Source organism: Aequorivita sinensis, assembly GCF_006346335.1.
GTDB classification, from domain to species: domain Bacteria; phylum Bacteroidota; class Bacteroidia; order Flavobacteriales; family Flavobacteriaceae; genus Aequorivita; species Aequorivita sinensis.
The window spans coordinates 121613-145647 of record NZ_VDMC01000007.1; the positions used below are offsets into that span (position 1 = coordinate 121613).

Annotated in this window: 26 protein-coding genes; 11 read left to right on the forward strand and 15 right to left on the reverse strand. The window is 34.1% G+C overall.

Going from position 1 to position 24035, the window contains the following annotated elements; all coding sequences use genetic code 11:
• The first annotated feature begins 23 nt into the window (after window positions 1-23).
• The gene (locus FHP04_RS09420) at window positions 24-650 is read left to right on the forward strand and encodes a fasciclin domain-containing protein (RefSeq protein ID WP_139855854.1); all 627 of its coding nucleotides are present in this window, start codon (window positions 24-26) and stop codon (window positions 648-650) included.
• On the opposite strand, the gene murB is transcribed toward FHP04_RS09420, so the two are convergent.
• Window positions 647-1660, reverse strand: coding sequence for a UDP-N-acetylmuramate dehydrogenase (murB, locus tag FHP04_RS09425; protein ID WP_139855855.1), 1014 nt, complete (start codon window positions 1658-1660; stop codon window positions 647-649). The two genes, FHP04_RS09420 and murB, sit on opposite strands and share 4 nt — an antisense overlap.
• Complete coding sequence (locus tag FHP04_RS09430; protein WP_139855856.1) at window positions 1660-2850, reverse strand: pyridoxal phosphate-dependent aminotransferase; 1191 nt, start codon at window positions 2848-2850, stop codon at window positions 1660-1662. Before FHP04_RS09430 ends, murB begins: the two co-directional genes overlap by 1 nt.
• A gap of 88 nt (window positions 2851-2938) precedes the next feature.
• On the opposite strand from FHP04_RS09430, the gene FHP04_RS09435 reads away from it, so the two are divergent.
• Window positions 2939-4291 (forward strand): aspartyl protease family protein, encoded by a 1353-nt coding sequence (locus FHP04_RS09435; RefSeq protein WP_158319132.1) that lies wholly within the window; start codon window positions 2939-2941, stop codon window positions 4289-4291.
• A 61-nt stretch (window positions 4292-4352) separates the two neighbouring features.
• Here FHP04_RS09435 and FHP04_RS09440 read toward each other — a convergent pair whose 3' ends face one another.
• Window positions 4353-4748, reverse strand: a complete 396-nt coding sequence (locus FHP04_RS09440; protein ID WP_139855858.1) for a DUF1573 domain-containing protein — start codon at window positions 4746-4748, stop codon at window positions 4353-4355.
• Window positions 4749-4875: 127 nt separating this feature from the next.
• On the opposite strand from FHP04_RS09440, the gene FHP04_RS09445 reads away from it, so the two are divergent.
• Together FHP04_RS09445 and FHP04_RS09450 are read left to right on the forward strand one after the other, a co-directional pair.
• The gene (locus FHP04_RS09445) at window positions 4876-7506 is read left to right on the forward strand and encodes a valine--tRNA ligase (protein WP_139855879.1); all 2631 of its coding nucleotides are present in this window, start codon (window positions 4876-4878) and stop codon (window positions 7504-7506) included.
• A gap of 218 nt (window positions 7507-7724) precedes the next feature.
• On the forward strand, window positions 7725-7967 hold the full coding sequence (locus FHP04_RS09450) for a hypothetical protein (protein WP_139855859.1): 243 nt from the start codon (window positions 7725-7727) through the stop codon (window positions 7965-7967).
• A 1-nt stretch (window position 7968) separates the two neighbouring features.
• Here the strand turns inward: FHP04_RS09450 and FHP04_RS09455 are convergent, their stop codons facing one another.
• From FHP04_RS09455 to rsfS, 6 genes are all read right to left on the reverse strand, one after another.
• A complete protein-coding gene (locus FHP04_RS09455; RefSeq protein ID WP_139855860.1) occupies window positions 7969-8235 on the reverse strand; it encodes an acyl-CoA-binding protein in 267 nt (88 codons plus the stop codon).
• Entirely contained in the window at window positions 8235-8885 is a 651-nt protein-coding gene (locus tag FHP04_RS09460) for a phosphatidylserine decarboxylase family protein (protein ID WP_139855861.1), read from the reverse strand. Before FHP04_RS09460 ends, FHP04_RS09455 begins: the two co-directional genes overlap by 1 nt.
• Window positions 8875-9708, reverse strand: a complete 834-nt coding sequence (locus FHP04_RS09465; protein WP_179951777.1) for a phosphatidate cytidylyltransferase — start codon at window positions 9706-9708, stop codon at window positions 8875-8877. The genes FHP04_RS09460 and FHP04_RS09465 overlap by 11 nt, the downstream gene beginning before the upstream one ends.
• Window position 9709: 1 nt before the next feature.
• Complete coding sequence (locus FHP04_RS09470) at window positions 9710-10330, reverse strand: LUD domain-containing protein (RefSeq protein WP_139855863.1); 621 nt, start codon at window positions 10328-10330, stop codon at window positions 9710-9712.
• A gap of 115 nt (window positions 10331-10445) precedes the next feature.
• On the reverse strand, window positions 10446-12401 hold the full coding sequence (gene ftsH, locus FHP04_RS09475) for an ATP-dependent zinc metalloprotease FtsH (protein WP_139855864.1): 1956 nt from the start codon (window positions 12399-12401) through the stop codon (window positions 10446-10448).
• Window positions 12402-12416: 15 nt separating this feature from the next.
• Window positions 12417-12788: a ribosome silencing factor gene (gene rsfS / locus FHP04_RS09480; RefSeq protein ID WP_139855865.1), complete on the reverse strand. Its 372-nt coding sequence runs from the start codon at window positions 12786-12788 to the stop codon at window positions 12417-12419.
• A gap of 89 nt (window positions 12789-12877) precedes the next feature.
• On the opposite strand from rsfS, the gene FHP04_RS09485 reads away from it, so the two are divergent.
• On the forward strand, window positions 12878-13609 hold the full coding sequence (locus FHP04_RS09485; protein ID WP_139855866.1) for a biotin--[acetyl-CoA-carboxylase] ligase: 732 nt from the start codon (window positions 12878-12880) through the stop codon (window positions 13607-13609).
• Window positions 13610-13673: 64 nt separating this feature from the next.
• Here the strand turns inward: FHP04_RS09485 and FHP04_RS09490 are convergent, their stop codons facing one another.
• Window positions 13674-14066: an SRPBCC family protein gene (locus FHP04_RS09490; protein ID WP_139855867.1), complete on the reverse strand. Its 393-nt coding sequence runs from the start codon at window positions 14064-14066 to the stop codon at window positions 13674-13676.
• Between the two features lie 45 nt (window positions 14067-14111).
• Window positions 14112-14753: an orotate phosphoribosyltransferase gene (pyrE, locus tag FHP04_RS09495; protein WP_139855868.1), complete on the reverse strand. Its 642-nt coding sequence runs from the start codon at window positions 14751-14753 to the stop codon at window positions 14112-14114.
• 7 nt (window positions 14754-14760) lie between these two features.
• Between pyrE and FHP04_RS09500 the strand changes: the two genes are divergently transcribed.
• Window positions 14761-15390: an NUDIX hydrolase gene (locus FHP04_RS09500; RefSeq protein ID WP_139855869.1), complete on the forward strand. Its 630-nt coding sequence runs from the start codon at window positions 14761-14763 to the stop codon at window positions 15388-15390.
• Here the strand turns inward: FHP04_RS09500 and FHP04_RS09505 are convergent.
• Window positions 15352-17109: a M14 family metallopeptidase gene (locus FHP04_RS09505; protein ID WP_139855870.1), complete on the reverse strand. Its 1758-nt coding sequence runs from the start codon at window positions 17107-17109 to the stop codon at window positions 15352-15354. The genes FHP04_RS09500 and FHP04_RS09505 overlap by 39 nt on opposite strands.
• 158 nt (window positions 17110-17267) lie before the next feature.
• On the opposite strand from FHP04_RS09505, the gene FHP04_RS09510 reads away from it, so the two are divergent.
• Window positions 17268-18170: a T9SS type A sorting domain-containing protein gene (locus FHP04_RS09510; protein WP_139855871.1), complete on the forward strand. Its 903-nt coding sequence runs from the start codon at window positions 17268-17270 to the stop codon at window positions 18168-18170.
• 358 nt (window positions 18171-18528) lie between these two features.
• On the opposite strand, the gene rho is transcribed toward FHP04_RS09510, so the two are convergent.
• The gene (gene rho / locus FHP04_RS09515; protein WP_139855872.1) at window positions 18529-20241 is read right to left on the reverse strand and encodes a transcription termination factor Rho; all 1713 of its coding nucleotides are present in this window, start codon (window positions 20239-20241) and stop codon (window positions 18529-18531) included.
• A 202-nt stretch (window positions 20242-20443) separates the two neighbouring features.
• Between rho and FHP04_RS09520 the strand changes: the two genes are divergently transcribed.
• A complete protein-coding gene (locus FHP04_RS09520; RefSeq protein ID WP_139855873.1) occupies window positions 20444-20854 on the forward strand; it encodes a DUF4293 domain-containing protein in 411 nt (136 codons plus the stop codon).
• Between the two features lie 121 nt (window positions 20855-20975).
• On the opposite strand, the gene FHP04_RS09525 is transcribed toward FHP04_RS09520, so the two are convergent.
• Window positions 20976-21470, reverse strand: a complete 495-nt coding sequence (locus FHP04_RS09525; RefSeq protein ID WP_139855874.1) for a metallophosphoesterase family protein — start codon at window positions 21468-21470, stop codon at window positions 20976-20978.
• Between the two features lie 149 nt (window positions 21471-21619).
• Between FHP04_RS09525 and truA the strand changes: the two genes are divergently transcribed.
• From truA to FHP04_RS09540, 3 genes are all read left to right on the forward strand, one after another.
• On the forward strand, window positions 21620-22372 hold the full coding sequence (gene truA / locus FHP04_RS09530) for a tRNA pseudouridine(38-40) synthase TruA (RefSeq protein ID WP_139855875.1): 753 nt from the start codon (window positions 21620-21622) through the stop codon (window positions 22370-22372).
• Window positions 22373-22429: 57 nt separating this feature from the next.
• The gene (gene prmA / locus FHP04_RS09535) at window positions 22430-23260 is read left to right on the forward strand and encodes a 50S ribosomal protein L11 methyltransferase (RefSeq protein ID WP_139855876.1); all 831 of its coding nucleotides are present in this window, start codon (window positions 22430-22432) and stop codon (window positions 23258-23260) included.
• 113 nt (window positions 23261-23373) lie between these two features.
• A complete protein-coding gene (locus FHP04_RS09540; protein ID WP_139855877.1) occupies window positions 23374-23649 on the forward strand; it encodes an ATP-dependent Clp protease adaptor ClpS in 276 nt (91 codons plus the stop codon).
• Here the strand turns inward: FHP04_RS09540 and FHP04_RS14625 are convergent.
• Window positions 23646-23804, reverse strand: coding sequence for a hypothetical protein (locus FHP04_RS14625; protein WP_179951778.1), 159 nt, complete (start codon window positions 23802-23804; stop codon window positions 23646-23648). The genes FHP04_RS09540 and FHP04_RS14625 overlap by 4 nt on opposite strands.
• Window positions 23805-24035 lie beyond the last annotated feature (231 nt).

Here is a 24035-nt window from a genome sequence, read left to right on the forward strand (position 1 = left end):
GGTTTCATTTAAACAATTTCATAATGCAAAAATTACTCCCATTAATATTTGTTTTTCTATTTATTTTTCTTGCAGCGTCTTGTAAAAATGAAAACCAAGAAGTTAATAGTTTGGAATCTGTTAATACGACGAACGAAGAAATTCAAAAGTCTGAATTAAATAGAGCTCCTAAGAAAGCGTTGACTCCAGAGGATGTAGCGATATCAAAAAGTGTAATGTCGCAAATTATGAATGAAAGAGATTTAAAAAGATTTGCTAGTTTAATTGTTACCGCAGAAATGGCTACTCAACTTACTAAAGATGGTGGGGTTTATACAGTTTTTGGGCCTTCCAATACAGCTATAGATTCCTTAGCCATTAAAAACAATAAGTTTTACTCAAAACAAGAAAATCTCGATAAGTTAAAAGACCTTTTAAGGTCCCACATCGTAGAAGGAGAGTATTCTCGAGAATCTTTATCAGAAAGTATTAGTAAATCAGGCAAACTCAAATTAAAAACTTTGTCAGGAACAAGTTTAACATTAACTAAAGTGGATGACAAGATTATTATCTCCGATAATAAAGGGATGAAGGTTAATGTTTTAAAAGGCGGAGAAAAAGGCTCTAACGGGACAAGCTACGTTATTGAAGGAGTCCTTAAAGCCGATTAAAATATATTTACTTCGGGTTCTATTGTAATACCAGATAAGTCTTTTACTTTTTTCTGAATGTCCATTGCAAGTTGCCAGATTTCTTTGCCTGTGGCTTCGCCATAATTAACCAATACCAACGCTTGCTTTTTGTGAACCCCAGCATCTCCAAAACGTTTTCCTTTGAAACCAGATTTTTCTATTAGCCAACCTGCAGGTATTTTAAATTCTGTAGGTGAAACTTCATAAAATGGTGCCTCAGGATATTTTTTTCGGAATTCTTCAAAAGTAACTTTGTCTACTATGGGGTTTTTGAAAAAAGAGCCACTATTACCTAATACTTTAGGGTCAGGAAGTTTTGATTGTCGAATGGCAATAACTGCATCAGAGACATCTTTAATACTAGGATTCAGAATATTTTTTTCAGCTAATACTTTCTGAATATCTCCGTATGAAATACTCAATTTATGGTCTTTTTTTGTGAGCTTAAAAGTTACACTTGTAATAATGTATTTTCCTTTAGCCTCATTTTTGAAAATTGAATTTCGATAGCCGAATTTACATTCTTCATTTGAAAACTCTTTTTCATTTAAGTTTTCAATTTCAAGAACGGTACAGCTTTCGAAAGTATCTTTCAATTCTACTCCATAAGCGCCAATATTTTGAATAGGGGCTGTACCTACATTTCCTGGAATTAATGACAAGTTCTCTAACCCGCCAAAATCGTTAGCTATGCAGTATTGAACAAATTCATGCCAGTTTTCACCAGCCATTACTTTTATTATTACTTCACTTTGGGTTTCATTTAAAACCTCAATTCCTTTTAAGTTTAAATGAATAACAAACGAATTCAATTTGGCGGGAAGTAGCATATTGCTACCCCCACCAAGAATGAATATTTCGTCTGATTTTTTTTGGGATAGTACTTCTTTTAACTCTTCCACTGTTTCAACCGAAACAAAGTAGCGAGCCGTACAATCGATACCAAAGGTGTTGTAATTTTTAAGCGATTTGTTCTCTTCAATTCGCATTAATCCTTGTATTTCTCTAAAGCAATTTTTAGAATTTCCACTGCTCTAATTAAGCTTTCTTTATTTAGCACATAAGCGATACGCACTTGATTTAATCCTACGCCCTGTGTAGAGTAAAAACCAGCGGCAGGAGCAACCATGATGGTTTCACCGTTATCGTCAAATTCTTCAAGCAACCATTGTGCAAAAGCGTCACTGTTTTTTACAGGTAATTGCACGATACAATAAAAAGCACCTTTTGGTTCACCTACAGTCACCCCAGGAATAGCTTTTAAAGCATTAACTAAAGTATTACGTCTGTCTTGATATTCCGTAATTACATTGTCAAAATAGCTCTGTGGCGTTTCTAGAGCTGCCTCACTAGCAATTTGAGCAAAGGTAGGAGGACTCAATCTAGCTTGAGCAAACTTTAGTGCTGTAGCAATAACTTCTTTGTTTCTTGAAACCATACAGCCAATACGAGCACCGCACATGCTGTATCTTTTTGAAACCGAATCAATAATAATTCCGTGTTGTGCTAAGCTTTCCTCTTCTAGAATTGAATAGTGCTTAGATCCATCGTATGTAAATTCTCTATAAACTTCATCTGCCACTAAAAATAAATCGTGTTTTTTTACGATTTCTGCTAACGTTTGAATTTCTTCTTTTGAATAAAGATATCCAGTTGGGTTTCCTGGATTACAGATAAGAATAGCTTTTGTTTTTGGAGTAATTAGCTTTTCAAATTCTGAAATTGGAGGCAAGGCAAAGTTGTCTTCGATTTTTGAAATTACAGGAACAATTGAAATACCAGATGCAGTTGCAAAACCATTGTAATTTGCATAAAATGGTTCAGGAATAATTATTTCGTCTCCAACATCTGCAATGCTACCCATTGCGAAAAGCAAAGCTTCACTACCTCCTGTAGTTACAATTATATCATTAGCTTCAGCTGGAATGTTGTTTCTGTGATAGTATGCAGAAATCTTTTTGCGATACTCCTCCGATCCTTCAGAGCGAGTGTAAGCAAGAATTTCTAGATTGTGTTCGGAAACTGCTTTCATAGCTATTTCCGGCGACTTTATGTCAGGTTGACCGATGTTTAAGTGGTAAACAGTTTTATTAGCTTTATAAGCTTTTTCGGCGAAAGGAACTAGTTTGCGGATTGGAGATTCCGGCATGTTTTTCCCTTTTGTTGATACTGATGGCATAATAAAATTTTTAGCAGCAAAGTTGCAAAATATATTTTATAAAACTAATCTGAGACGATTAACATTCGCCTTTTTTTTATATCTTCAAGTGATATTCATTAATACCCTTATCAATTTGTATAAGCCATTGTTTATAATTTTGATGCTGTGCTCTTCTTCATTGATGGCGCAGGCGGGATTTATTTTGGAAAACAAGGCTAAAAAAAACCGAATTCCATTTAAAATAGTAAATAACCTAGCAGTAATCGAAATCGAAATTAATGGTACGTCATTGTCTTTCATTCTCGATACTGGTGTAAAATCTACAATCCTTTTTAGTTTAGAAGCTGCAGATAGTGTTCAGTTGAAAAACACATCACCAGTTCAGTTACAAGGTCTAGGGGCAGGGGGAATGGTTGAAGCATTAAAGAGCTTAAACAATCATATAAAAGTAGGAGAAGCTGTTGATAAAAGCCATGCGCTTTACGTGATATTCGATAGTTCTCTAAATTTCTCTCCTAGAATGGGAGTGCCCATTCACGGTATATTGGGAAATGAATTTTTTAAAAATTTCGTAGTAAAAATTAACTATGCATCCGAGGTAATAACCATCTACGATCCTCAAAAACATACTTTTAAAAAGTGCAAAAAGTGTGAAGATCTTAAGCTCAATTTTGTAAATGGCAAGCCATATATCAACCTACAAGTAGCTTCAGAAACTATACAAGAAGAAGTAACCTTATTGATAGACTCTGGTTCTAGTGATGTTTTGTGGTTGTTTGACGAGTTGGGATTTATAAATGAAAATCCTAAAAACTATTTTAATGATTTTTTAGGTCTGGGCTTAAGTGGAAATATTTTTGGTAAGCGTGCGCAGGTACCAAAATTAATATTGGGTGATTACTTATTAAAAGATGTGAATACCTCGTTTCCTGAAGAAGTTGCTGTTTTAAAAGCTCGCTTCTACGAAGATCGAGACGGAACTATAGGAGGTGGGTTTTTGAGTAGGTTTACAGTAACTTTCGATTATGGCGGTAGCCTTGTTCGTTTTAAGAAAAACCGAAACTTCAAGAAACCTTTTCATTATAATATGAGTGGATTGACTTTAGAGCACGGAGGAATGGAGTTAGTGAAAGAGGAACGCCAAGCCGCTATAAACACAAATAGTGATAGTAGGAGTGAGGCCTTAACTAGAAATAGTATTTTTATAACCACCGAGTTTAATTTTACACTTGTACCAATTTATATAGTTGTGGATGTAAGAGAAGGTTCGCCTGCTGCCTTAGCCGGAATAGTCGAAAATGATGAGATAGTTAACGTTAATGGCAAGCCAGCGTATAGATATAAATTATACCAATTAATCTCTTTGTTTTCTAGTGAAGAAGACAAGCGAATTTCTTTGGATATAAAAAGAGATGGTGAAATTCAAAAAGTAGCTTTCAATCTCAAAAGTTTATTCTAAAAAAAATCCGGCTGAAGAATTTATTTTCCAGCCGGATTATACTTTTTTCAAGTATGTTTATTTAACTTTTTTCAAGTACACTTGCCGATTCTGGTTTTACGGTACCTTTTATTTTTAAGGCTACCATAGGCTCGCTTGCGTTAGAATATACAGTAATTGTTTTTCTAATAGGTCCAACACGATTAGTGTCGTACTTCACTTGAATACTGCTACTTGCGCCTGGAGCAATTGGTCCTTCAGGTTTTTTTGGTACAGTACAACCACAACTAGATTTTACATCACTAATAATAAGTGGGGCATCACCAGTGTTCGTGAATTCAAATACACGTAAACCGTCACTACCTTTTTCGATAGTTCCGTAATCTACGGTGTCTTCATTGAAAGTAATTTTTGCTTGTTGTGCTTGAGCGGTAAAACCGATAAAGGCAACAAGTGCCATTAGAGCTAATTTTTTCATGATTTTTGGTTTTTAATATTTGTAAAAGTATCGAACTTTTAAAGATTCTGCAAAATAACTTAATCCTTTTATTATCCTACAGATATATTTACTTTTGCCATTCATAGTACAAATACTAGACCAAAGTATGGCATTAGAAGCAAAATATAACGCGAAACAGATTGAAAATAAGTGGTATAACTACTGGATGGAGAATAATTACTTCCATTCTGAGGTAGATGAAAGAACGCCTTATACTATTGTTATTCCACCTCCAAACGTTACTGGAGTACTGCATATGGGGCATATGCTTAATAATACTTTGCAGGATGTATTAATTCGTCGTGCAAGATTACAAGGTTTTAACGCTTGTTGGGTGCCAGGAACAGACCACGCTTCAATTGCAACAGAAGCCAAGGTAGTTGCTAAACTTAAAGCCGAAGGGATAGATAAAGCGAACCTTTCGAGAGAAGAGTTTTTAGAGCACGCTTGGGAGTGGACGCATAAACACGGAGGAATTATCCTTGAACAACTTAAAAAACTTGGTGCTTCTTGTGATTGGGAACGAACTAAGTTTACAATGGATCCAGAAATGTCTGCTTCTGTTATAAAAGTGTTTGTAGACTTGTATAGAAAAGGAAATATCTATCGCGGTTACCGAATGGTAAATTGGGATCCCCAGGCTAAAACTACGCTTTCTGATGAAGAGGTTATATACGAAGAAAAACAAGGTAATCTTTATTACTTAAACTATAAAGTTGAAGGTAGTGAGGATACCTTAACTATCGCTACTACTCGTCCTGAAACAATATTGGGTGATACCGCCATCTGTATTAATCCTAATGACGAACGCTTTGCACACTTACGTGGTAAAAAAGCAATTGTTCCTATCTGCAACCGAGTGATTCCTATTATTGAAGATGAATATGTAGATGTAGAATTTGGTACAGGCTGTTTAAAAGTAACTCCTGCTCACGACGAAAATGATAAAGCACTTGGCGATAAGCACAATCTTGAGATTGTAGATATTATTAATGACGATGGAACTCTAAATAGTTTTGGATTGCATTATGAAGGAAAAGATCGTTTTGTAGTTCGCAAAGAAATTGTAAAAGAGCTTGAAGAAATGGGAGTGGTTTCAAAAATTGAAACCCATATGCACAAAGTAGGTACAAGTGAACGTACAGGAGCTGTTATAGAACCAAAGTTGAGTGATCAATGGTTTTTAAAAATGAAGGAGCTTGCTCAACCTGCTTTAGATGCAGTTCTTGAAAAAGATGTAAACCTAGTTCCAGAGAAGTTTATAAACACTTACCGTCATTGGATGGAAAACGTACGCGATTGGAATATCTCAAGACAATTGTGGTGGGGACAACAAATTCCAGCGTATTTCTATGGCGATGGAAAAGAAGACTTTGTAGTTGCTGAAAATATTGAGGAAGCTTTAAAACTTGCTCAAGAAAAAACGAATAACAACGCATTAAAGACTTCTGATTTAACTCAAGATCCGGATGCTTTAGATACTTGGTTCTCTTCTTGGTTGTGGCCAATAAGTGTTTTCAACGGAATTTTAGAGCCGGACAATAAAGAAATCAATTATTACTATCCAACAAACGACTTAGTAACTGCTCCTGAAATTTTATTTTTCTGGGTGGCAAGAATGATTATTGCTGGTTACGAATATAGAAATGAAAAGCCTTTTACAAATGTATATCTAACTGGAATCGTTCGCGATAAACAGCGTAGAAAGATGAGTAAGTCTTTAGGTAATTCCCCAGACCCTATAGATTTAATGGAAACTTATGGTGCAGATGGCGTACGTGTGGGAATGCTTTTAAGTTCACCTGCAGGAAACGACTTGATGTTTGATGAAGACTTGTGTAAACAGGGGAGTGGTTTCGTTAATAAAATATGGAATGCCTATAGACTAATCGACGGCTGGGAGGTTTGCCCAGATAAGGAACAGTCGCAAAGTGATGTTATAGCGTTAAACTGGTATAAAAGTAAATTTCAAAAAACACTTGCAGAGATTGAAGATCACTACGGTAAATATCGTATAAGTGATGCTTTAATGGCTACTTATAAGTTGGTTTGGGATGATTTCTGCTCTTGGTTCTTAGAAATGGTAAAACCACCTTACGGTGAGAAAATCGCTAAGAAAACTTATGAGGAAGTAATCTCAGTACTAGAAGATAATTTAAAAATTCTACATCCATTTGTTCCTTTTATTTCAGAAGAAATTTGGCAACACATAACTAAGCGTGATACTTCTGAAGCTTTGATAGTTTCAGAATGGCCAAAAGCTCAGCCTTTCGACGAAAAAATTATTAAAGATTTCGATTTTGCTTCTGAAGTAATTTCAGGTATAAGAACAATTCGTAAAGAAAAGAATATTTCTTTTAAAGATACAATTGAGCTGTCAGTTTTAAATAATGATAACGCTTCAAAAGATTTTGACGCTGTAATTTCTAAACTAGGAAATATTTCTGAACTTAACTACATTACAGAAAAGCTTGACGGTGCACTAACTTTCCGTGCAAAGAGTAACGAGTACTTTATTCCGATAGCAGGCGCTATTAATGTTGAAGAAGAGATAGCAAAACTAACTGAGGAATTAAAATATACCGAAGGTTTCTTAAAAAGTGTTCAAGGGAAATTGAAGAACGAACGCTTTGTAAATGGCGCTCCTGAAAAGGTAGTTGCCTTAGAAAAGCAAAAAGAAGCTGATGCCCTTGCAAAGATTGAAACCTTGAAAGCGAGTCTAGCTGGTTTAAAATAAATTAAAGGAAAAACTAATAGGTTTAAATTCCTGAAAACCATAAATGTTTAAATTGAGCGACCCCATTCGGGGTCGTTTTTTTATAGAATTTATAACTTAAAATATGTGAGTCTTTTAGGATTATTATTTTATAGCGTTTTCTTAATTAGTTTTAAATCGAGGTTAATTTTTTGATTTTGAACAGATTTAGTTTGTATCTTGTTGTAAAATAGATAATTATGGATCAGGCTAAATATAATGAAATGAAAGCAATGCTTCAAAAATTAGAAGACATTAAGAACAGTCAAGAAAGTATTCTCGATAAAATTAATCATGTTATTACCGATTTGTTTCAACACCCAGATAAAGAATTGGAAGAGGCTATGGAGTTAGCACATCAAATGGCGTCGGATAATGTAGATAAAATCCGCGCAGCTATTGAGACTTATGAAATAAAATTCAATAAAGCCCAGCAGTCATAATTTACTTTCTATACAGAAAGTACTGCTTCACAGCTTTAATGTAAAGTTCTTTAGCTTCATCAGGTGTTAAGCCACGAGTTTGGAATAGCGCATTTGTTTTAAAAGCCGAGATATGGGCCTTTCGTCCACTTGGGGGGTGGTCGTCATTTGTAGCGCGTTTGTAGTATGCGTATAAGCGTAATAATACATCGGCAGGAAACGGGTCTTTATGTTCATTAATGCTTTTTACTGCATTTTTAAAGGCGATATCTAACTCTTCCGATGTCATTATTTTTCAGCAATTATTGAAATCCCACCTTTTACTTTTTGGTTTAATTCTACTTTTATTTTGGCATCAAGCGGTAGGAAAATATCTACTCTCGAACCAAATTTAATAAAACCACTATCTGTTGTTTGTTCTACTTTTTGTCCTTCTTCGGCGTAGTTTACTATTCTTTTAGCTAATGCTCCTGCAATTTGTCGGAATAGAACTTCACCAATTACATCATTTTTTACAACAACAGTTGTACGCTCATTTTCTTCAGAAGCTTTAGGGTGCCAAGCAACCAAATATTTTCCTGGATGATATTTACTATACGTAACTGTTCCTCCCACAGGATAGCGGGTTACGTGAACGTTAATTGGGCTCATAAATACCGAAACCTGTAAACGTTTGTCTTTAAAGTATTCTTTTTCGAAAACTTCTTCAATAACAACAACTTTTCCATCTACCGAGGATAACACTTGGTTAGAGTTTGGAGAGAAGTTTCTCTTAGGATTTCTGAAGAATTGCAGGATGAGTAGCAATAAAATAATTAATGAAATAATCACTCCTCCACGAATAGTTGGATGTAGAAAAAAAACATTGGCCAATAGGCTTAGTCCGATAACAATTACCAGAGCTATAATTATAATTTTAAAACCTTCTTTATGAAACATTGTCAACTATTAATAAAAACGCATATACAAATGGGCTGGCATAAATTATACTGTCTAATCTATCATATAATCCACCGTGACCTGGCATTATAATTCCACTATCCTTAACTCCAGCTTGCCTTTTAAATTTCGATTGAATTAAATCGCCAATCGTTCCAAATATAGCTACAATTAATGCCATTACAATCCACATCCATAGCGGATATTTTAAGGTGTCTAATTGGCTATAATGTTCTAGGACCTTAAATATAATATATCCTGCTAGTAAGGCTCCTAGCATACCTCCTATAAAACCTTCTATAGTTTTCTTAGGTGAAATACGCTCTAAGAGTTTATGTTTGCCGAAATTCTTTCCAATTAGATAAGCAAAGGTGTCATTGCTCCATACTAATATAAAAACAGCCACAATAAGTTCTGGTATAAACCTACCGTCGATATTCATTACGGGAATTAGTGTTAAAAACACAAAACCACTAATGATATAAAATACCACTGTAATGTATTTTTTCTTTTCAAACATTGGGATTTTGCTTGTCCAAAGTACGTCTTTAAGAAGAAATAAATTTACAAAACCACTTAGAATGAGTAAAAGGTAGATGGCGTTATCGTCGAAGACATTATAACTTAAAAAATAAAAACTAGCTGCTAGTAAAAAATAAGCTAGGTAGCTAGTTAAGTGTACAAGTTTTAAGTATTCGCTTAAGGTAATCACTGCAAGTACGAAGAATAACCCCATAAACCATTCGCGCGAGGTAAACATTGCTATGATAATAATCGAAATGTATAATACGCCCGAAAGGGTCCTTACGAGTGTTTCTTTCATATTATAAGTCTTCCAATAGCAACAAATATAGGTTTTTTGTGCTACTTCCATAACTCATAAAATCCTTTTCTTTTTCTTTTTCAGTGTCGAAGTCCTGAATAGTAGTAATGTTGCTTGGGATGTGTTTTAAGCTTTGGTTTTTAATAATTCGCAAACCTTCACTTATGGTTTCAACAATCTGACTTGTAGTTGCAAAAACTACGATGTTAAAAGGAAACTCGCTTAATTTTTTTTCTTTTATCTGGTTAGACGAAAGCAGAATAGAACCGTTTTTAGCTACAAGCGATTCACAAGTAGTAAGAAAAAAGGTTGAATTAGTATTTTTTACAAAGTTGAGGTTAAAGCCATCAAATTTTTCAGAAAGCATTTCATTAAAGCAGAAAACATCTTGCTCATACCAATCATTTTCTAAAAGAACATTATCAAAAGCCTCTTTTATCTCTTCCCAGTTTTCACAATATAAAAATTTACCTCCGTTGTTTTTGAAATTGAAAGTAAATTTCTCGTCTACAGGAAGTTTTTGCTCAGGATAATAGGTGCTGTGCTCAGGCAACTCAGACGTTTTAGTCTTAGCTTCTGTTTTTTTATATATTGGATTTAAAAGCCTTTTTAATAGACTCATTAATCAAGTAATTGAGGAGTTTATAAATGCGTTTACTTCAAAGATATAAAATACATTTTGAAGTATAGCAACTAGTTCTGTAATTATTCGTAACAACTCTAAAGTGACAACATAATTATGTTGTCACTCTTGGAGCTTCTTCTGGTTTTTGAAATGGACGCTCTCCAAATATTTTCTCAAGGTTGTCTTTGAAAATAACCTCTTTTTCTAAGAGCACATTTGCTAGTTCTGTAAGTTTATCCTTATTTTCTTCAAGGATTCTAACCGCACGATCATACTGTTCTTCAATAAGTTTTGAAATTTCCTGATCAATAAGTTCAGCGGTTTTTTCGCTGTATGGCTTAGAGAAGTTGTATTCAGATTGACCACTGCTATCGTAATAGGTTAGGTTTCCAACCTTATCGTTAAGACCGTAAATAGTAACCATTGCTCGAGCTTGTTTAGTAACCTTTTCAAGATCGCTTAATGCTCCTGTAGAAATTCGGTTAAATATAACTTTCTCTGCTGCACGACCACCTAAGGCTGCACACATTTCATCCAACATTTGTTCTGGATGAATAATCAGTCTTTCTTCTGGTAGGTACCAAGCAGCTCCTAGAGACTGTCCGCGTGGTACAATTGTTACTTTAACTAATGGAGCAGCGTGCTCTAGCATCCAACTTACAGTGGCGTGACCAGCTTCGTGGAATGCAATGGCGCGTTTCTCGTCCATAGTCATTATTTTGTTCTTCTTTTCAAGACCACCAACTATTCTATCTACCGCATCAAGGAAATCTTGTTTACCAACAGTCTGCTTACCTTTTCTAGCAGCAATTAAAGCAGCTTCATTACAAACATTTGCTATATCAGCTCCGGAGAAACCTGGTGTTTGTTTTGATAAGAAATCGGTGTCTAAGTCTTCTCCCTTTTTTAAAGGACGTAAATGCACTTCAAAAATTTCTTTTCTTTCGCGAACGTCTGGAAGATCAACATAAATTTGCCTGTCAAATCGACCGGCTCTCATTAGAGCTTTATCAAGAACATCAGCTCTGTTTGTTGCAGCAAGTACAATAACATTAGAATCTGTTCCGAACCCATCCATTTCGGTTAAAAGCTGGTTTAATGTGTTTTCGCGCTCGTCGTTTCCACCTGAAAAATTGTTTTTTCCACGTGCACGACCAATTGCGTCAATCTCATCAATGAATATAATTGCTGGAGATTTTTCTTTAGCTTGTTTAAATAAATCACGTACACGAGAGGCACCTACACCCACAAACATTTCAACGAAATCTGAACCTGAAAGTGAGAAGAAAGGTACTTTTGCTTCACCTGCAACGGCTCTAGCTAAAAGAGTTTTTCCTGTACCTGGAGGTCCAACTAGTAATGCACCTTTAGGAATTTTACCTCCTAGAGACGTGTATTTCTCTGGGTTTTTTAGGAAGTCTACAATTTCTTGAACTTCTTCCTTTGCACCTTCTAATCCTGCAACATCCTTAAAAGAAGTTTTGATATCGGTTTTTTCGTCAAATAGTTTAGCCTTAGACTTTCCTATGTTGAACAATTGTCCACCAGGACCACCACCTCCAGCTCCAGAAGACATTCTACGCATAATGAATATCCAAATTGCAATAATAATTACAAATGGAAGTATTCCCATCAAGATATCACCCCATACATTTGTATCTGTATCGAAATTTAAACTAGTAGTTAAATCGTTTTCAGCTTTTATTTGTTGAAAATCTTGTTGAAATAACTGTAAGTCTCCAAATTCAAACTGGTAAGTTGCGTCATTTGTGCCTGGCTCTAAAAAAGAGGGTGCATTTCCTTTAGGAGCGTGTATTTCTTTTGCTTTGGCTTCTTCAGTAAGATACACCTTAGCAATTTTCTTGTTGATTACTTCAACGCGTTCAACGTCACCAGCCTTTAAAAATTCTTCAAATTGCGCTTGATTGGTTTTAGCAGGCTGAGACCAGCTACCACCACCAAAGATTTGTAATCCAAAAAATAATAAAATTATAGCACCGTAAATCCAATAATAATTTGGCCTAGGTTTTTTGGATTCGTTTTTCTTGTTTTTATTGTCTTGAGCCATAAGGCAGTCTTCTTTTTAATGAGTTGTTTCTATTTTAACCGATTTTGCATCGCCCCAAAGTCCTTCAATATCATAAAATTCACGGATATGCTTTTGGAAAACGTGTACAACTACGTGAACATAGTCCATAAGTATCCACTCGGCGTTGTCGCTACCTTCAACGTGCCAAGGCTTTTCCTTTAATTCTTTGCTTACTGATTTTTGAACCGAGTTTACAATGGCATTAACTTGTGTGTTAGAGGTACCATTGCAAATTATAAAATAGTCACATACTGTGTTTTCTATCTCTCTTAGGTCTAAGATTTCTATATCCTGTCCCTTAACATCTTCAATCCCTCGTATTATTTGAGCAATAAGTTGATCTGTTCCTGCTTGTTTTTTTTGCATTAAATATCTTTCTTTTCTATTTCGCAAAGTTATTACTTTTTTGTTTCTTGAACCGCTTAAATTAAGTAATACTAAACTAAATTATTGTTTTGAAGATAATCAAACTTAATGCCACCCATTCAACCAACTCGTATATGAAGGAATTGCTGCGTGAAAACCTGCTTTCAGATCTTACGGTTGTACTAGCTGAACAACAAACTTCCGGTCGTGGACAAATGGGAGCTTCTTGGTTTTCAAAACAAGGACAAAGCCTTACATTTAGTGTGTTTAAAGATTTTAAAGGGCTGGCAGCAGAATATCATTTTGTTATTTCCATGGCAGTTTCAACAGCTATTTATGATGCTTTAAATAACCTAAATATCCCAAATCTTTCTGTAAAATGGCCTAACGACATAATGTCAGCCAAAAAAAAAATTGGCGGTATTTTAATTGAAAATGTACTTAAAGGCAGTAATGTACAGTATTCAATTATAGGAATTGGGCTAAATGTTAATGTAATATCTTTCCCGGATTTGCCTCAAGCGAGTTCTATGAAGCTCGAATCTGGCAGGGAATTTATTTTAGATGAAGTTTTACTTGAAGTTTTAAATTCGTTGTCTAAAAGTTTGGAAAATCTTTCAGTTGCAGATTTTGTAGAAAAGAAAAAGCTTTTTGAAGATCGACTGTTTAGAAAAGATGTTATTTCGGTATTTGAAGATCAAAAAGGATTTCGGTTTAATGGAATTATAAAAGGGGTTAGCGACTTGGGAGAGCTTTTAGTAGAAACTGAAAACGAAAAAATTCAAAATTATCAATTAAAGGAAGTTAAGCTTATTTTCTAAAAATAAAAACGGAACTAAAATTTTGCTTTAGCCCCGTTCTCAATATATATTACCATAAATAAGTCTACAGCTTTTCTAAGTTTGAGGCTAGCGTTTCAATAAATTTTGAAATAGGACTTTTTATCATCATAGCCATCATACTGTTAAATTCTCCTTCAAAAAGTAATTCAGCAGTAGACGATGTGTCGGATACACTTTCAATATCGCTTTTTAAAGTAAACGGAAGTTTGTCGCTAATCGCTCCTAAAACTACTTTATTAGGGCTGTCTACTTCTTTAATTTCTAAAGCTATTTCAGGCATACCTTTTAACGCAAATACGAAAGCATTGTCTCTAATTACTTCAAATTTACTAATGGTGTCTGGCATCAAGCCTTCATAGTTTTTTACATCCGCCAAAAATTCGCACAGCTCTGAAGCTGATTTTTGAACCGTTACTTTTTTACTGTTTAATTTCATTATTAAAATTATTAAGTCTGTTATTTTTTATTTTTATACTACTAACTACTGCCCCCAAGTTTCAGGGTTGGTTCTCCATTCGCCAAGTAATCTTGCTTCATCAGCGCTTATGTACTTCGACTTTTCAGCTTCTTGTAGTAACATTTCATAATTGCTAAGGGTGCTTAACTCTACATTAGCATTCTTGAAGTTTTCCTCTGCAATATTAAAGCCATAACTAAAAATAGCAAACATTCCTTTTACATTAGCATTTGCTTCTTTAAGTGCTTCTACAGCCATAAGGCTGCTTTTTCCTGTGCTAATTAAATCTTCAACTACAATAACATTGGTATTGGGTTCAAGGTGACCCTCAATTTTATTTTTTCGTCCATGACCTTTGGCTTCCGGTCTTACGTAACAAAAAGGAACGTTAAGATAGTCTGCTACTAAGGCGCCAATACCAATTGCTCCAGTGGCTACACCAGCTATCATTTCTGGCTTTCCGTAGGTCTCTTCAATTTGTTTAGCGAGGTTTTCACGAATGTAATTTCGAATTGTTGGATACGAAAGTGTTATCCTATTATCACAATAAATGGGAGATTTCCATCCCGAAGCCCATGTAAAAGGGTTTTGTGGTTGTAATTTTATTGCATTAATTTGCAATAATAATGCTGCGGTTTTTTGTGCCGTTTCCTTATTTAATATCATACTACAAATGTATAAAGTTTTTGTAAAAGAAATTCCCATTATTCTTTCTACGGAAAAAAATATTGGCGAACACTATACAACCATACCTTTAAAGCAAGCGCGTTTTAAAAAATTGGTTAAAAAGATTAACAACGGCGAACTTCTCTATGTTAATCTTTATCACAAGAATGCGGAAAAATTAGAACGTTTTCTTCGGAAAAAAATAAAAGTAGTAGAAGCAGCTGGGGGATTAGTTTATAATAGTAAAAAAGAAATTCTTTTTATAAGACGTAACGGGAAATGGGATCTGCCTAAAGGAAAAATTGAAAAAGGAGAAAGTTATAGGGAAGCTGCAATCCGCGAGGTAGAAGAAGAAACAGGGGTAGAAGGTCTTGAAATTCGTGACTTTATAATGAAAACGTATCACGTTTTTACTAGAAACAATAAGTACCGACTTAAAATTACTCACTGGTATGAAATGTATACCGATTACGACGGCCCTTTAACTCCTCAGCCTGAAGAGGGCATTAAAAAAGCAAAATGGAAAAATTTTGAAAAATCCCAGGATGCTTTAAAAAATTCTTATGAAAACATTAAACTTCTCTTTCCAAAAGAATATTTAACTACCCACCCTAATGATAGGATAACGAAGATGTGATTTTTCGTAATAAGGGGATTGTTTGTGAATCCAATCTAATTGCAAATACCAATTTTGTGCAAATTCAGGTTGGTTTTGTTTTTTCGTCTCAAACTTTTCTTTGATTTTCGGATTCTTATTTAAAAACTCCTCGGCCAAATCCTCCCATACATAAGGAGAAAATCCTTCTTTTTGTTGTAAAATAGCGTCAAAGAAATTCCAATTGAAAAATGAATCTTGTGCTGAAGGCTCTAAAGTTTCAATTATATATCTTAACCCCGGTTGCTGGGTTTTAACTAAAATGTCTCCTTTGTTTACTGTAACGTTTTCTGTAGTCTTATCCACCTTGGTGTTATAATGTAAATAATGACCTTCGTATGGACTTTCTACTGTTTGGTATTCGGCAATTCTATAAACTTCGGAAGTGATAATTGTGTCATATTCAATTTTTGAATAAGTTATGTTGTTTAATTTTAAAAGTTCGATAATATTCCAGTACCCCTTCGGAATTATATATGCCGAAGGAATTTTGATAGAATCGTTTGCTTTAAAGTTATTGTAGTAGGTAACAGTTTTATCGAAAGGCTTATTTCTATTGTACTTTAATCGTTTTTGTCCTGTAATTTTGCTTGGTATAAAATCACTTTCATAGCCTTTGAAGTTCAGTGAAGTTGTTTTGGTTGAATCAACCTTCCAAGAAATAGGGTAGTAGCTTCCAATTTTGTACTTTTTAATAGCATCTTGTCTTAATGAATTAATTTTTGCGGCATTTGAATCTGCAATGGCTATAAAACTTTTCATTAATTCATAAGTTCCTTTAACTCTATCTTTATAGGGTTTTAGCATATGAGTTTCTACCATCATTCCCATAGTGTTGAATAACGCGCTATAACCTGTTGAATATCTAGGAGAGTCCATAAATTGTGAAAATCCGATTTCTGGTTTATTGTTGAATACATTAACATAAGGTGTGATGTCCCATTGTTTTTGCTTTAAAGATTTCTCAAATTCAGGAATAAATGAAGTTTCAAGATAGCTACCTAATTCACCACCTAGTTTGTTGTGTTGCGTAAATAGGTGGGTGAGTGTGTATTGGTAATCTGCGCCATTGCTAACGTGATTGTCGATAAATAGATCTGGATTGAGCCAGTGAAAAATTTCAGCAAATGATTTTGCGTTTTTAGTATCACATTTTATAAAATCTCTATTTAGGTCGTAGTTTCTAGCATTCCCACGAAACCCATATTCCTTAGGGCCGTTTTGATTTGTTCGGCTTGTGCTATTTCTATTTAGTGCTCCTCCTATATTATAAATAGGTATTGTAGCTATAATAGTGTTTTTCGGACTAGGAATACTGTTTTTGGATAATTCTCCAAAAAGCCGCATAGTGGCGTCTATTCCATCAGGCTCTCCAGCATGTATTCCATTATTTATTAATAAAAGGTTTTTATCATTTTTTGAAAAGGAGCTGTGGTTTAGATTGTTTTGGATAATCTCTGAATTATATATAACTATATGTAAAGGTTGTCCGCTATCGGTTTCTCCCATTTCAAAAATATGTACTCTCTTATCTCTGACAGCTAAATTTTTATAAAACGCAATGCTTTCGTTGTATGTTGAAGTTTTATTTAAATCTGGGTAATCAATAATTGCCTGAAGTTGCTTCTGTTGCGTTTGTCCGTTTAGATTTAAAGAATAACTAAAAAGTATAATACTAAGTGCTAAGAGGTGATTTTTCATCTGCTAATAATTATGAGGAAATTTGTTAAATTCGGTGTTAACCTATGATTGCTTTAAATTTAACAAGGTAAAAATAGAAAAATTAGCACTAAATTATTTGTAAATCTTATTTGGTTGGTTATATTTGCTTCTATTAATTAAACTTAAAACTTTTTATTATGAAAAAAATTACTCTTTTAGCTTCGGCTCTTTTAATGACCGCAGCGACTTTTGGTCAGAATGTACTTGTTGATCGTATCGATGATAACCTAACAGGTTTAATTTCTACAAAAGGTGATGATGGTACTGGTGTTTACTGTGCTGATTACTTTTCTGTTACTAGCGATGTTGCTCTTGGAGAACTTACGCTTTATGGTTTTAGTACCGATCCAGTTCCAATTGAACCTTTGGTAACTGGATTCAATGTTTACCTATATACAATCTCTGGGGCGGTACCTGCTGGAAATCCTGAAGTAGCTGGAACGGGTATTTTAGAGTTAGGTGATATCGATCCTTCATTATATACAATTACTGAGGATGGACAAAGCACAAATTTTACTGTTAATATTACTGATGCTAATGGTGGTAATCAAGTTGTATTAGAAGCAGGTAATATTTACTGGTTATCAGTGTTTCCAAGTGTAGATGGTGGACCAGCTGATGATGGACGTTGGAACTGGTCTGGTTCTTTGTCTTCCTTCCCTAATGAAGAGCCTGTGTTAATTGACCCATCTGATCTTTTTGAAGCTGGTTTGACTGAATGGACTAACATCTCTGGAATAATTGGTGAGTCTTTCCCAAGTTTTGCTTGGAACTTAACTGATGAGCCAATTGCATCTATCGGTGACAACCTTGCTGAAATGATCGCTGTTTACCCTAACCCTACTACTGATGTTCTTAACTTGAACATTCCTTCAAGCATCGAAGTTACTAACGTAGCTATGTATGATGTATTAGGTAAAAACGTAGGTGCTGTATACAGCAACGGAACTATCAATACTTCTTCTTTTGCACAAGGTGTTTACACTTTAAAAGTTGAAACTACTTCAGGTACTCTTACTCAAAAAGTAGTAAAGCAATAAGAATTATAAAATTCTAAATATTAAAATCCCGGCCTTATGGTCGGGATTTTTTTGTTTATAAATTAGCGTTTCTAAAGTTGTATTTAATGGGATTGGCTAGCTATGTTAATCTTGAGTAGATTGTGCCTAAAACCGCTTTTATTTAAGCTTATAAGAGTTGAGTGGTAATTGGTAGAGTTGATGTTAAAAGAATGTAGCGTTAATGCTTATTCATTTGCTGGGGATATAATTATAGGTATATAGTGTTGATTATAAATATAAATCGTGGGGGCTAAGGTTATTATTGACTTCCGAACAAAAAAAAATCGCCATTGAAATTTTTTTCAATGGCGATTTTAAATTTATATTGAAAAGAGTTCTATCCGTTCATAGAAATTAGGAACTCTTCATTGTTCTTGGTTTGCTTAATTCGATCGTTAATAAACTCCATAGCTTCAATAGGATTCATATCGGCTAGGTATTTTCTAAGAACCCACATACGTTGTATTGTATTTTCATCAAGCAGAATATCATCTCTACGAGTACTTGAAGAGGTAAGATCTATAGCAGGGAAAATTCTTCTATTTGAAATCTTTCTATCCAATTGAAGCTCCATGTTTCCTGTACCTTTAAATTCTTCAAAAATAACCTCGTCCATTTTAGAGCCGGTTTCGGTTAAGGCTGTTGCTATAATACTTAATGAACCACCGTTTTCAATATTACGGGCAGCACCAAAGAAACGTTTTGGTTTATGTAGTGCATTTGCATCAACACCTCCACTTAATATTTTACCACTTGCAGGTTGAACTGTGTTATAGGCACGAGCTAAACGAGTTATAGAATCTAATAAAATCACAACATCGTGACCACATTCTACCAATCTTTTAGCTTTATCTATTACCAGGTTTGCTACACGAACGTGTTCTGTTGCTTCTTTGTCAAAAGTAGAAGCTACAACCTCACCTCGAACGTTACGTTGCATGTCGGTAACTTCTTCAGGACGTTCATCAATTAATAAAATAATTTGATAAACTTCTGGGTGATTAGCCGCAATTGCATTTGCAATATCTTTTAGCAACATTGTTTTCCCAGTCTTTGGTTGAGAAACAATCATACCACGTTGTCCTTTTCCAATAGGAGCAAAAAGATCAATTATTCTTGTAGAAATTGTACTTTGCTTTTCAGCTAGTTTAAATTTTTCCTGTGGAAAAAGTGGCGTTAAATGTTCAAATGATACGCGATCGCGAACTACATTTGGGTTTAATCCATTAATTTTATTTACTTTAATTAAAGGGAAATACTTTTCACCTTCTTTTGGAGGACGTACTTCACCTAAAACTGTATCTCCGGTTTTTAAGCCAAAAAGTCTAATTTGTGATTGTGAAACATAAATATCATCAGGAGAAGATAAGTAATTATAGTCGCTAGAACGTAAAAATCCGTATCCGTCTTGCATTATATCTAGAACTCCTTCGCTTTCTATTATCCCTGCAAACTCGTAATCTGGCTCACGGTAACGATTACGAGAATCTTTATTCCCGTTGTTGCGATTATCGTGTGTATTGCCATCTTTTTGTTTGTGGCTTTGATGTTTTTGTCTGTTGTCTGTGTTGTTTTTATCAGTACGTTGATTTTTATCTCTGTCGTCTGATTTATTTGGACGATTTGAAGAAGAAGACTTCTGGTGTTGTGATTTTCTATCGCTATCTTTATTATCAGATTTAGAAGGTTTCTTCACATCATCCTTTTTATCGTCGTCACTCTTCTTATCGTGATGTTTCTTTTGCGATTGTGGCTTATTAGTTTGAGGTTTATTACCTCTGCTTTCATCCTTTTTAGGATTTGCCTGCTTTTCTTTGTTGCCACTATTTTTTGAAGACTCAGTTTTTTTCTCTTCCTTTTTAGGAGATGAAGAAGAATCATCTGACCCAAGTACAGCTTTAACAGCTTTAGGGTTAGCAGCTTGATAATCGAGTATTTGATAAACTAAATCTAATTTTTTTTGTGTGCGGAATTTTGGCACTTTAAGTTCTTTGGCTATTTCCTGTAATTCAGGAAGCTTTTTACTTTTTAATTCTGAAATTTCAAACATGTAATGAATGCTGTAGTTAAAATTTATACTATTTAATTCCTTTTGAGAAGGTAAGTACGTTGAAAATGTTTTTTGAAGACTAAGTAACCTTTATTGAGGTGGTTACGAATAGATAATGCAATAATACAACAATATTTTAAAAACTAGTGTTATTTTTTTTAAAAAGATAATGTATTTTTGCTGCTTAATTGTGTTAATAGTAATGATACAACGTATACAAACTGTTTTTTTAATCGTTTCAGCCCTTATAATGGGTGGGTTATATTTATGGTTTCCTGAAGTAGTAGGAACGGATGGGCAAATTATTATGGAACGCAGTGAGCCTTTGATTTTTGGACTTATATTTTTGTCTATAGCAATGGCGATTATTTCGATTATATCATTTAAAAAACGGCAACAGCAATTTGTGTTAAACCGTTTAAATATAGTATCAAATTTTGTATTACTAGGAGTTTTCGTTTATCGATTACTAACTTTATCCGGAGAAACTATTGTTTCAGAGAAGGGTATTGGGGTTCTTTTTCCTATCATTTCTATCGTATTTTTAGTGCTGGCCAATAAGGCCATTAAAAAGGACGAGGACCTCGTAAAATCTGTTGATCGTTTACGGTAAACCGATCTTGGTATATTAGTGCAAAACCCCCTCAGGATGCCACCTTAGGGGGTTTTTTGCTTTTTAGCACAAAGTCAAAAGAAAGTAGAAAATCGTTTATTAGCTGAGTAAAAAGTAATTCCTAGCGCTTTTCGAACTCTATAACTTCCAAATTCTCAATTTTCTCGTCATCTATTTCAAACCTTAACATCGTTCTTACTTTGTGGAATCCGTGTTTACCCACTGCACCTGGATTCATATGGAGCAGACCTGTAGTTTTATCGGGCATAACTTTTAATATATGAGAATGTCCGCAAATAAATATTTTTGGTGGATTGGCGTATAACTCTTGTCTTATTGATGGATTGTATTTACCTGGATATCCTCCAATATGAGTAATCCAAACATCAACCTTTTCGCACATAAAACGATTGTGTAAGGGAAACTCTCTGCGCGCTTCGTGATCATCTATATTGCCATAAACAGCACGAAGTGGTTTTAATGCTTTTATAGCATCGGTAACAGCTAGGTCGCCTATATCGCCAGCATGCCATACTTCATCGGCTTGTTTAACATATTTCAAGATTTTTTCATCAATATAACTATGTGTGTCGCTAAGAAGGAGAATTTTTTTCAAAGTGTGGGATTTGCTTGATTGTAATAGTTTTCAAATTTATATAAAATCAAGCTCTAAGCCTTGATAGCATTGAAATTAATATTTTCAATTTTGAAAGTAAGAAGCTCCGTAGTATGTTGTAATTTTGCAAATTGTAAAAACAATTAAGTTTGCGATATTTTATTGAGATAGCATATAATGGGAAAAATTATTTTGGGTGGCAGCGCCAACCAAAGCAGATGAGTGTTCAGCAAGTTATTGAAGAGTCGCTATCTACTTTACTTCGTGAGGATATAAAAATTACGGGAGCGGGTAGGACAGATGCTGGTGTTCACGCAAAACAACTATTTGCTCATTTTGATTTTGAAGCTATAAATGATACGAAAGCTTTAGTTTTTAGAATAAATTCCTTTCTTCCTAAGGATATCTCTGTGGTAAATATTTTTCAAGTAAAAGACAACGCACACGCCCGTTTTGATGCTGTTGCAAGAGAATATGAGTACGTGATATCATTGAGGAAAGATCCTTTTTCTCAGGATTTTGCTTATCAATTAAATAAAAATCCTGATGTAGATTTAATGAATAAAACTTCTGAATTATTATTTAATCATATAGATTTTCAATGTTTCTCGCGGTCTAAAACTGATGTGAAAACATATAATTGCGTTATCAGTAAAGCAAGGTGGGAATTGATTGATAATAAATTAACCTTCACAATTTCCGCAGATCGATTTCTACGCAATATGGTTCGAGCTATAGTAGGAACTTTATTGGATGTTGGATTTGGGAAAACGAGTGCGGAAGATTTTCAAGCAATTTTAAATAGTAAAAATAGATCTAAGGCAGGGGCTTCGGCACCAGCTCACGGATTGTATCTTACAAAAGTGAAGTATCCAGAAGAAATATTTCTTCCGATAGAATAAAATAAAATTAATTTTGACAGTCAATTAGTATTGATAAATTGACAAATAAACTTACCAATGATATACATAGAATATATTTTTAAAGTGTCTCCTTTACAACTAGGAGCTGAGATTCTAACTGCCGAATTAGGTTATGCAGGTTTTGAAAGTTTCGTTGAAACAGAAGAAGGTGTTACAGCGTATATTCAGAAAGATGAGTGGAATGAAGATGTTTTGAGTGATATAAATATTTTAGATTCTGATGAATTTAAAGTAGAATATACCTTTTCAGAAATAGCTCAGGTAAATTGGAATGCAGAGTGGGAAAAGAACTTCGATCCTATTGAAGTTGATGGAAAATGTACGGTACGTGCACCTTTTCATCCTGCAAAATCGTTTGAATACGAAATTATTATCGAGCCTAAAATGTCATTTGGGACGGGGCATCACGAAACTACTTATATGATGCTTCAGTTTATATTAGAAAATAATTTTAAAAATAAAACTGTTCTTGATATGGGGTGTGGTACTGCTGTTTTAGCAATATTAGCTGAAATGCGAGGTGCTCAACAACTTGATGCTATCGATATTGATGAATGGTGTTATGAAAATTCTATGGAAAATGTAGAACGAAATAATTGTGCTAATATTTCGGTATATCAAGGCGATGCAGATTTATTGAAAGACCAAAAATACGATGTTATAATTGCTAACATTAATAGAAACATTTTATTAAATGATATGGCTAGTTATTTCAAGTGTTTAAACGCTAAAGGCGAGCTATATTTAAGTGGTTTTTACATAGAGGATTTGCCAATTATTACAGAAACTTGCAATAATTTGGGGCTGACCTTCGTTGAGAATAAAGAGAAAAATAGATGGGTTGCTGCGAAATTTTTAATTTCGTAATTAGCTTATTATTAATTAGTTTAGTAGTTGAAACATCTGTTGTAAGGTTAAACTGAGTTTTTTGACAAAGGTTTTACTAATGAATAACTATTAACGTTAAATTATTTTACGATTTGAGTACAAGAGAAAAAATACAAGAAGATGTAGATGTTGCTGAAATGGAGAGCAATCAAAATGAAATAGTACTTTACAATGATGATGTAAATACATTCGACCATGTAATAAATTGTTTAATATTTGCTTGCGAGCATACACCTGAGCAAGCAGAACAATGCTCTATAATTGTTCATTATAAAGGTAAGTGTACAGTGAAAACTGGAGAATATGAGGAATTAAAACCTCGTTGTACAATGTTGTTGGAAGCTGGTTTGAGTGCTGAAATTATTTAAAACCACTCAAAGTAAATGCCTGAAATAATTACTCCAATAATTAATAAAAATAGCACTATTAAAATAAAACCTGCACCATAGCGGGTTTTTTTATTGTCTTGCAAAATATAATCTCTTTCTTTTTTATCGTCTGAATCTTTTACAATTTTCGTCATAAGGTTTGTTTTAGAGTATTAATTTACGGATAATGAATTACATAAATTAAAAAGAAATCATAAAAGATACATATGGCGGCTAATTGATAGGGGGCTTTGTTAATGACAGAAGGAATTTATGGATCATTCTCAAAAGTTGTGTGTGAATTGAAATAGAATTCTGATTTTTGTTTTTTAAAACAAAGCTTTGGACAATTATCTAGACCTACTGAAACTTATCCTGCCTGAATT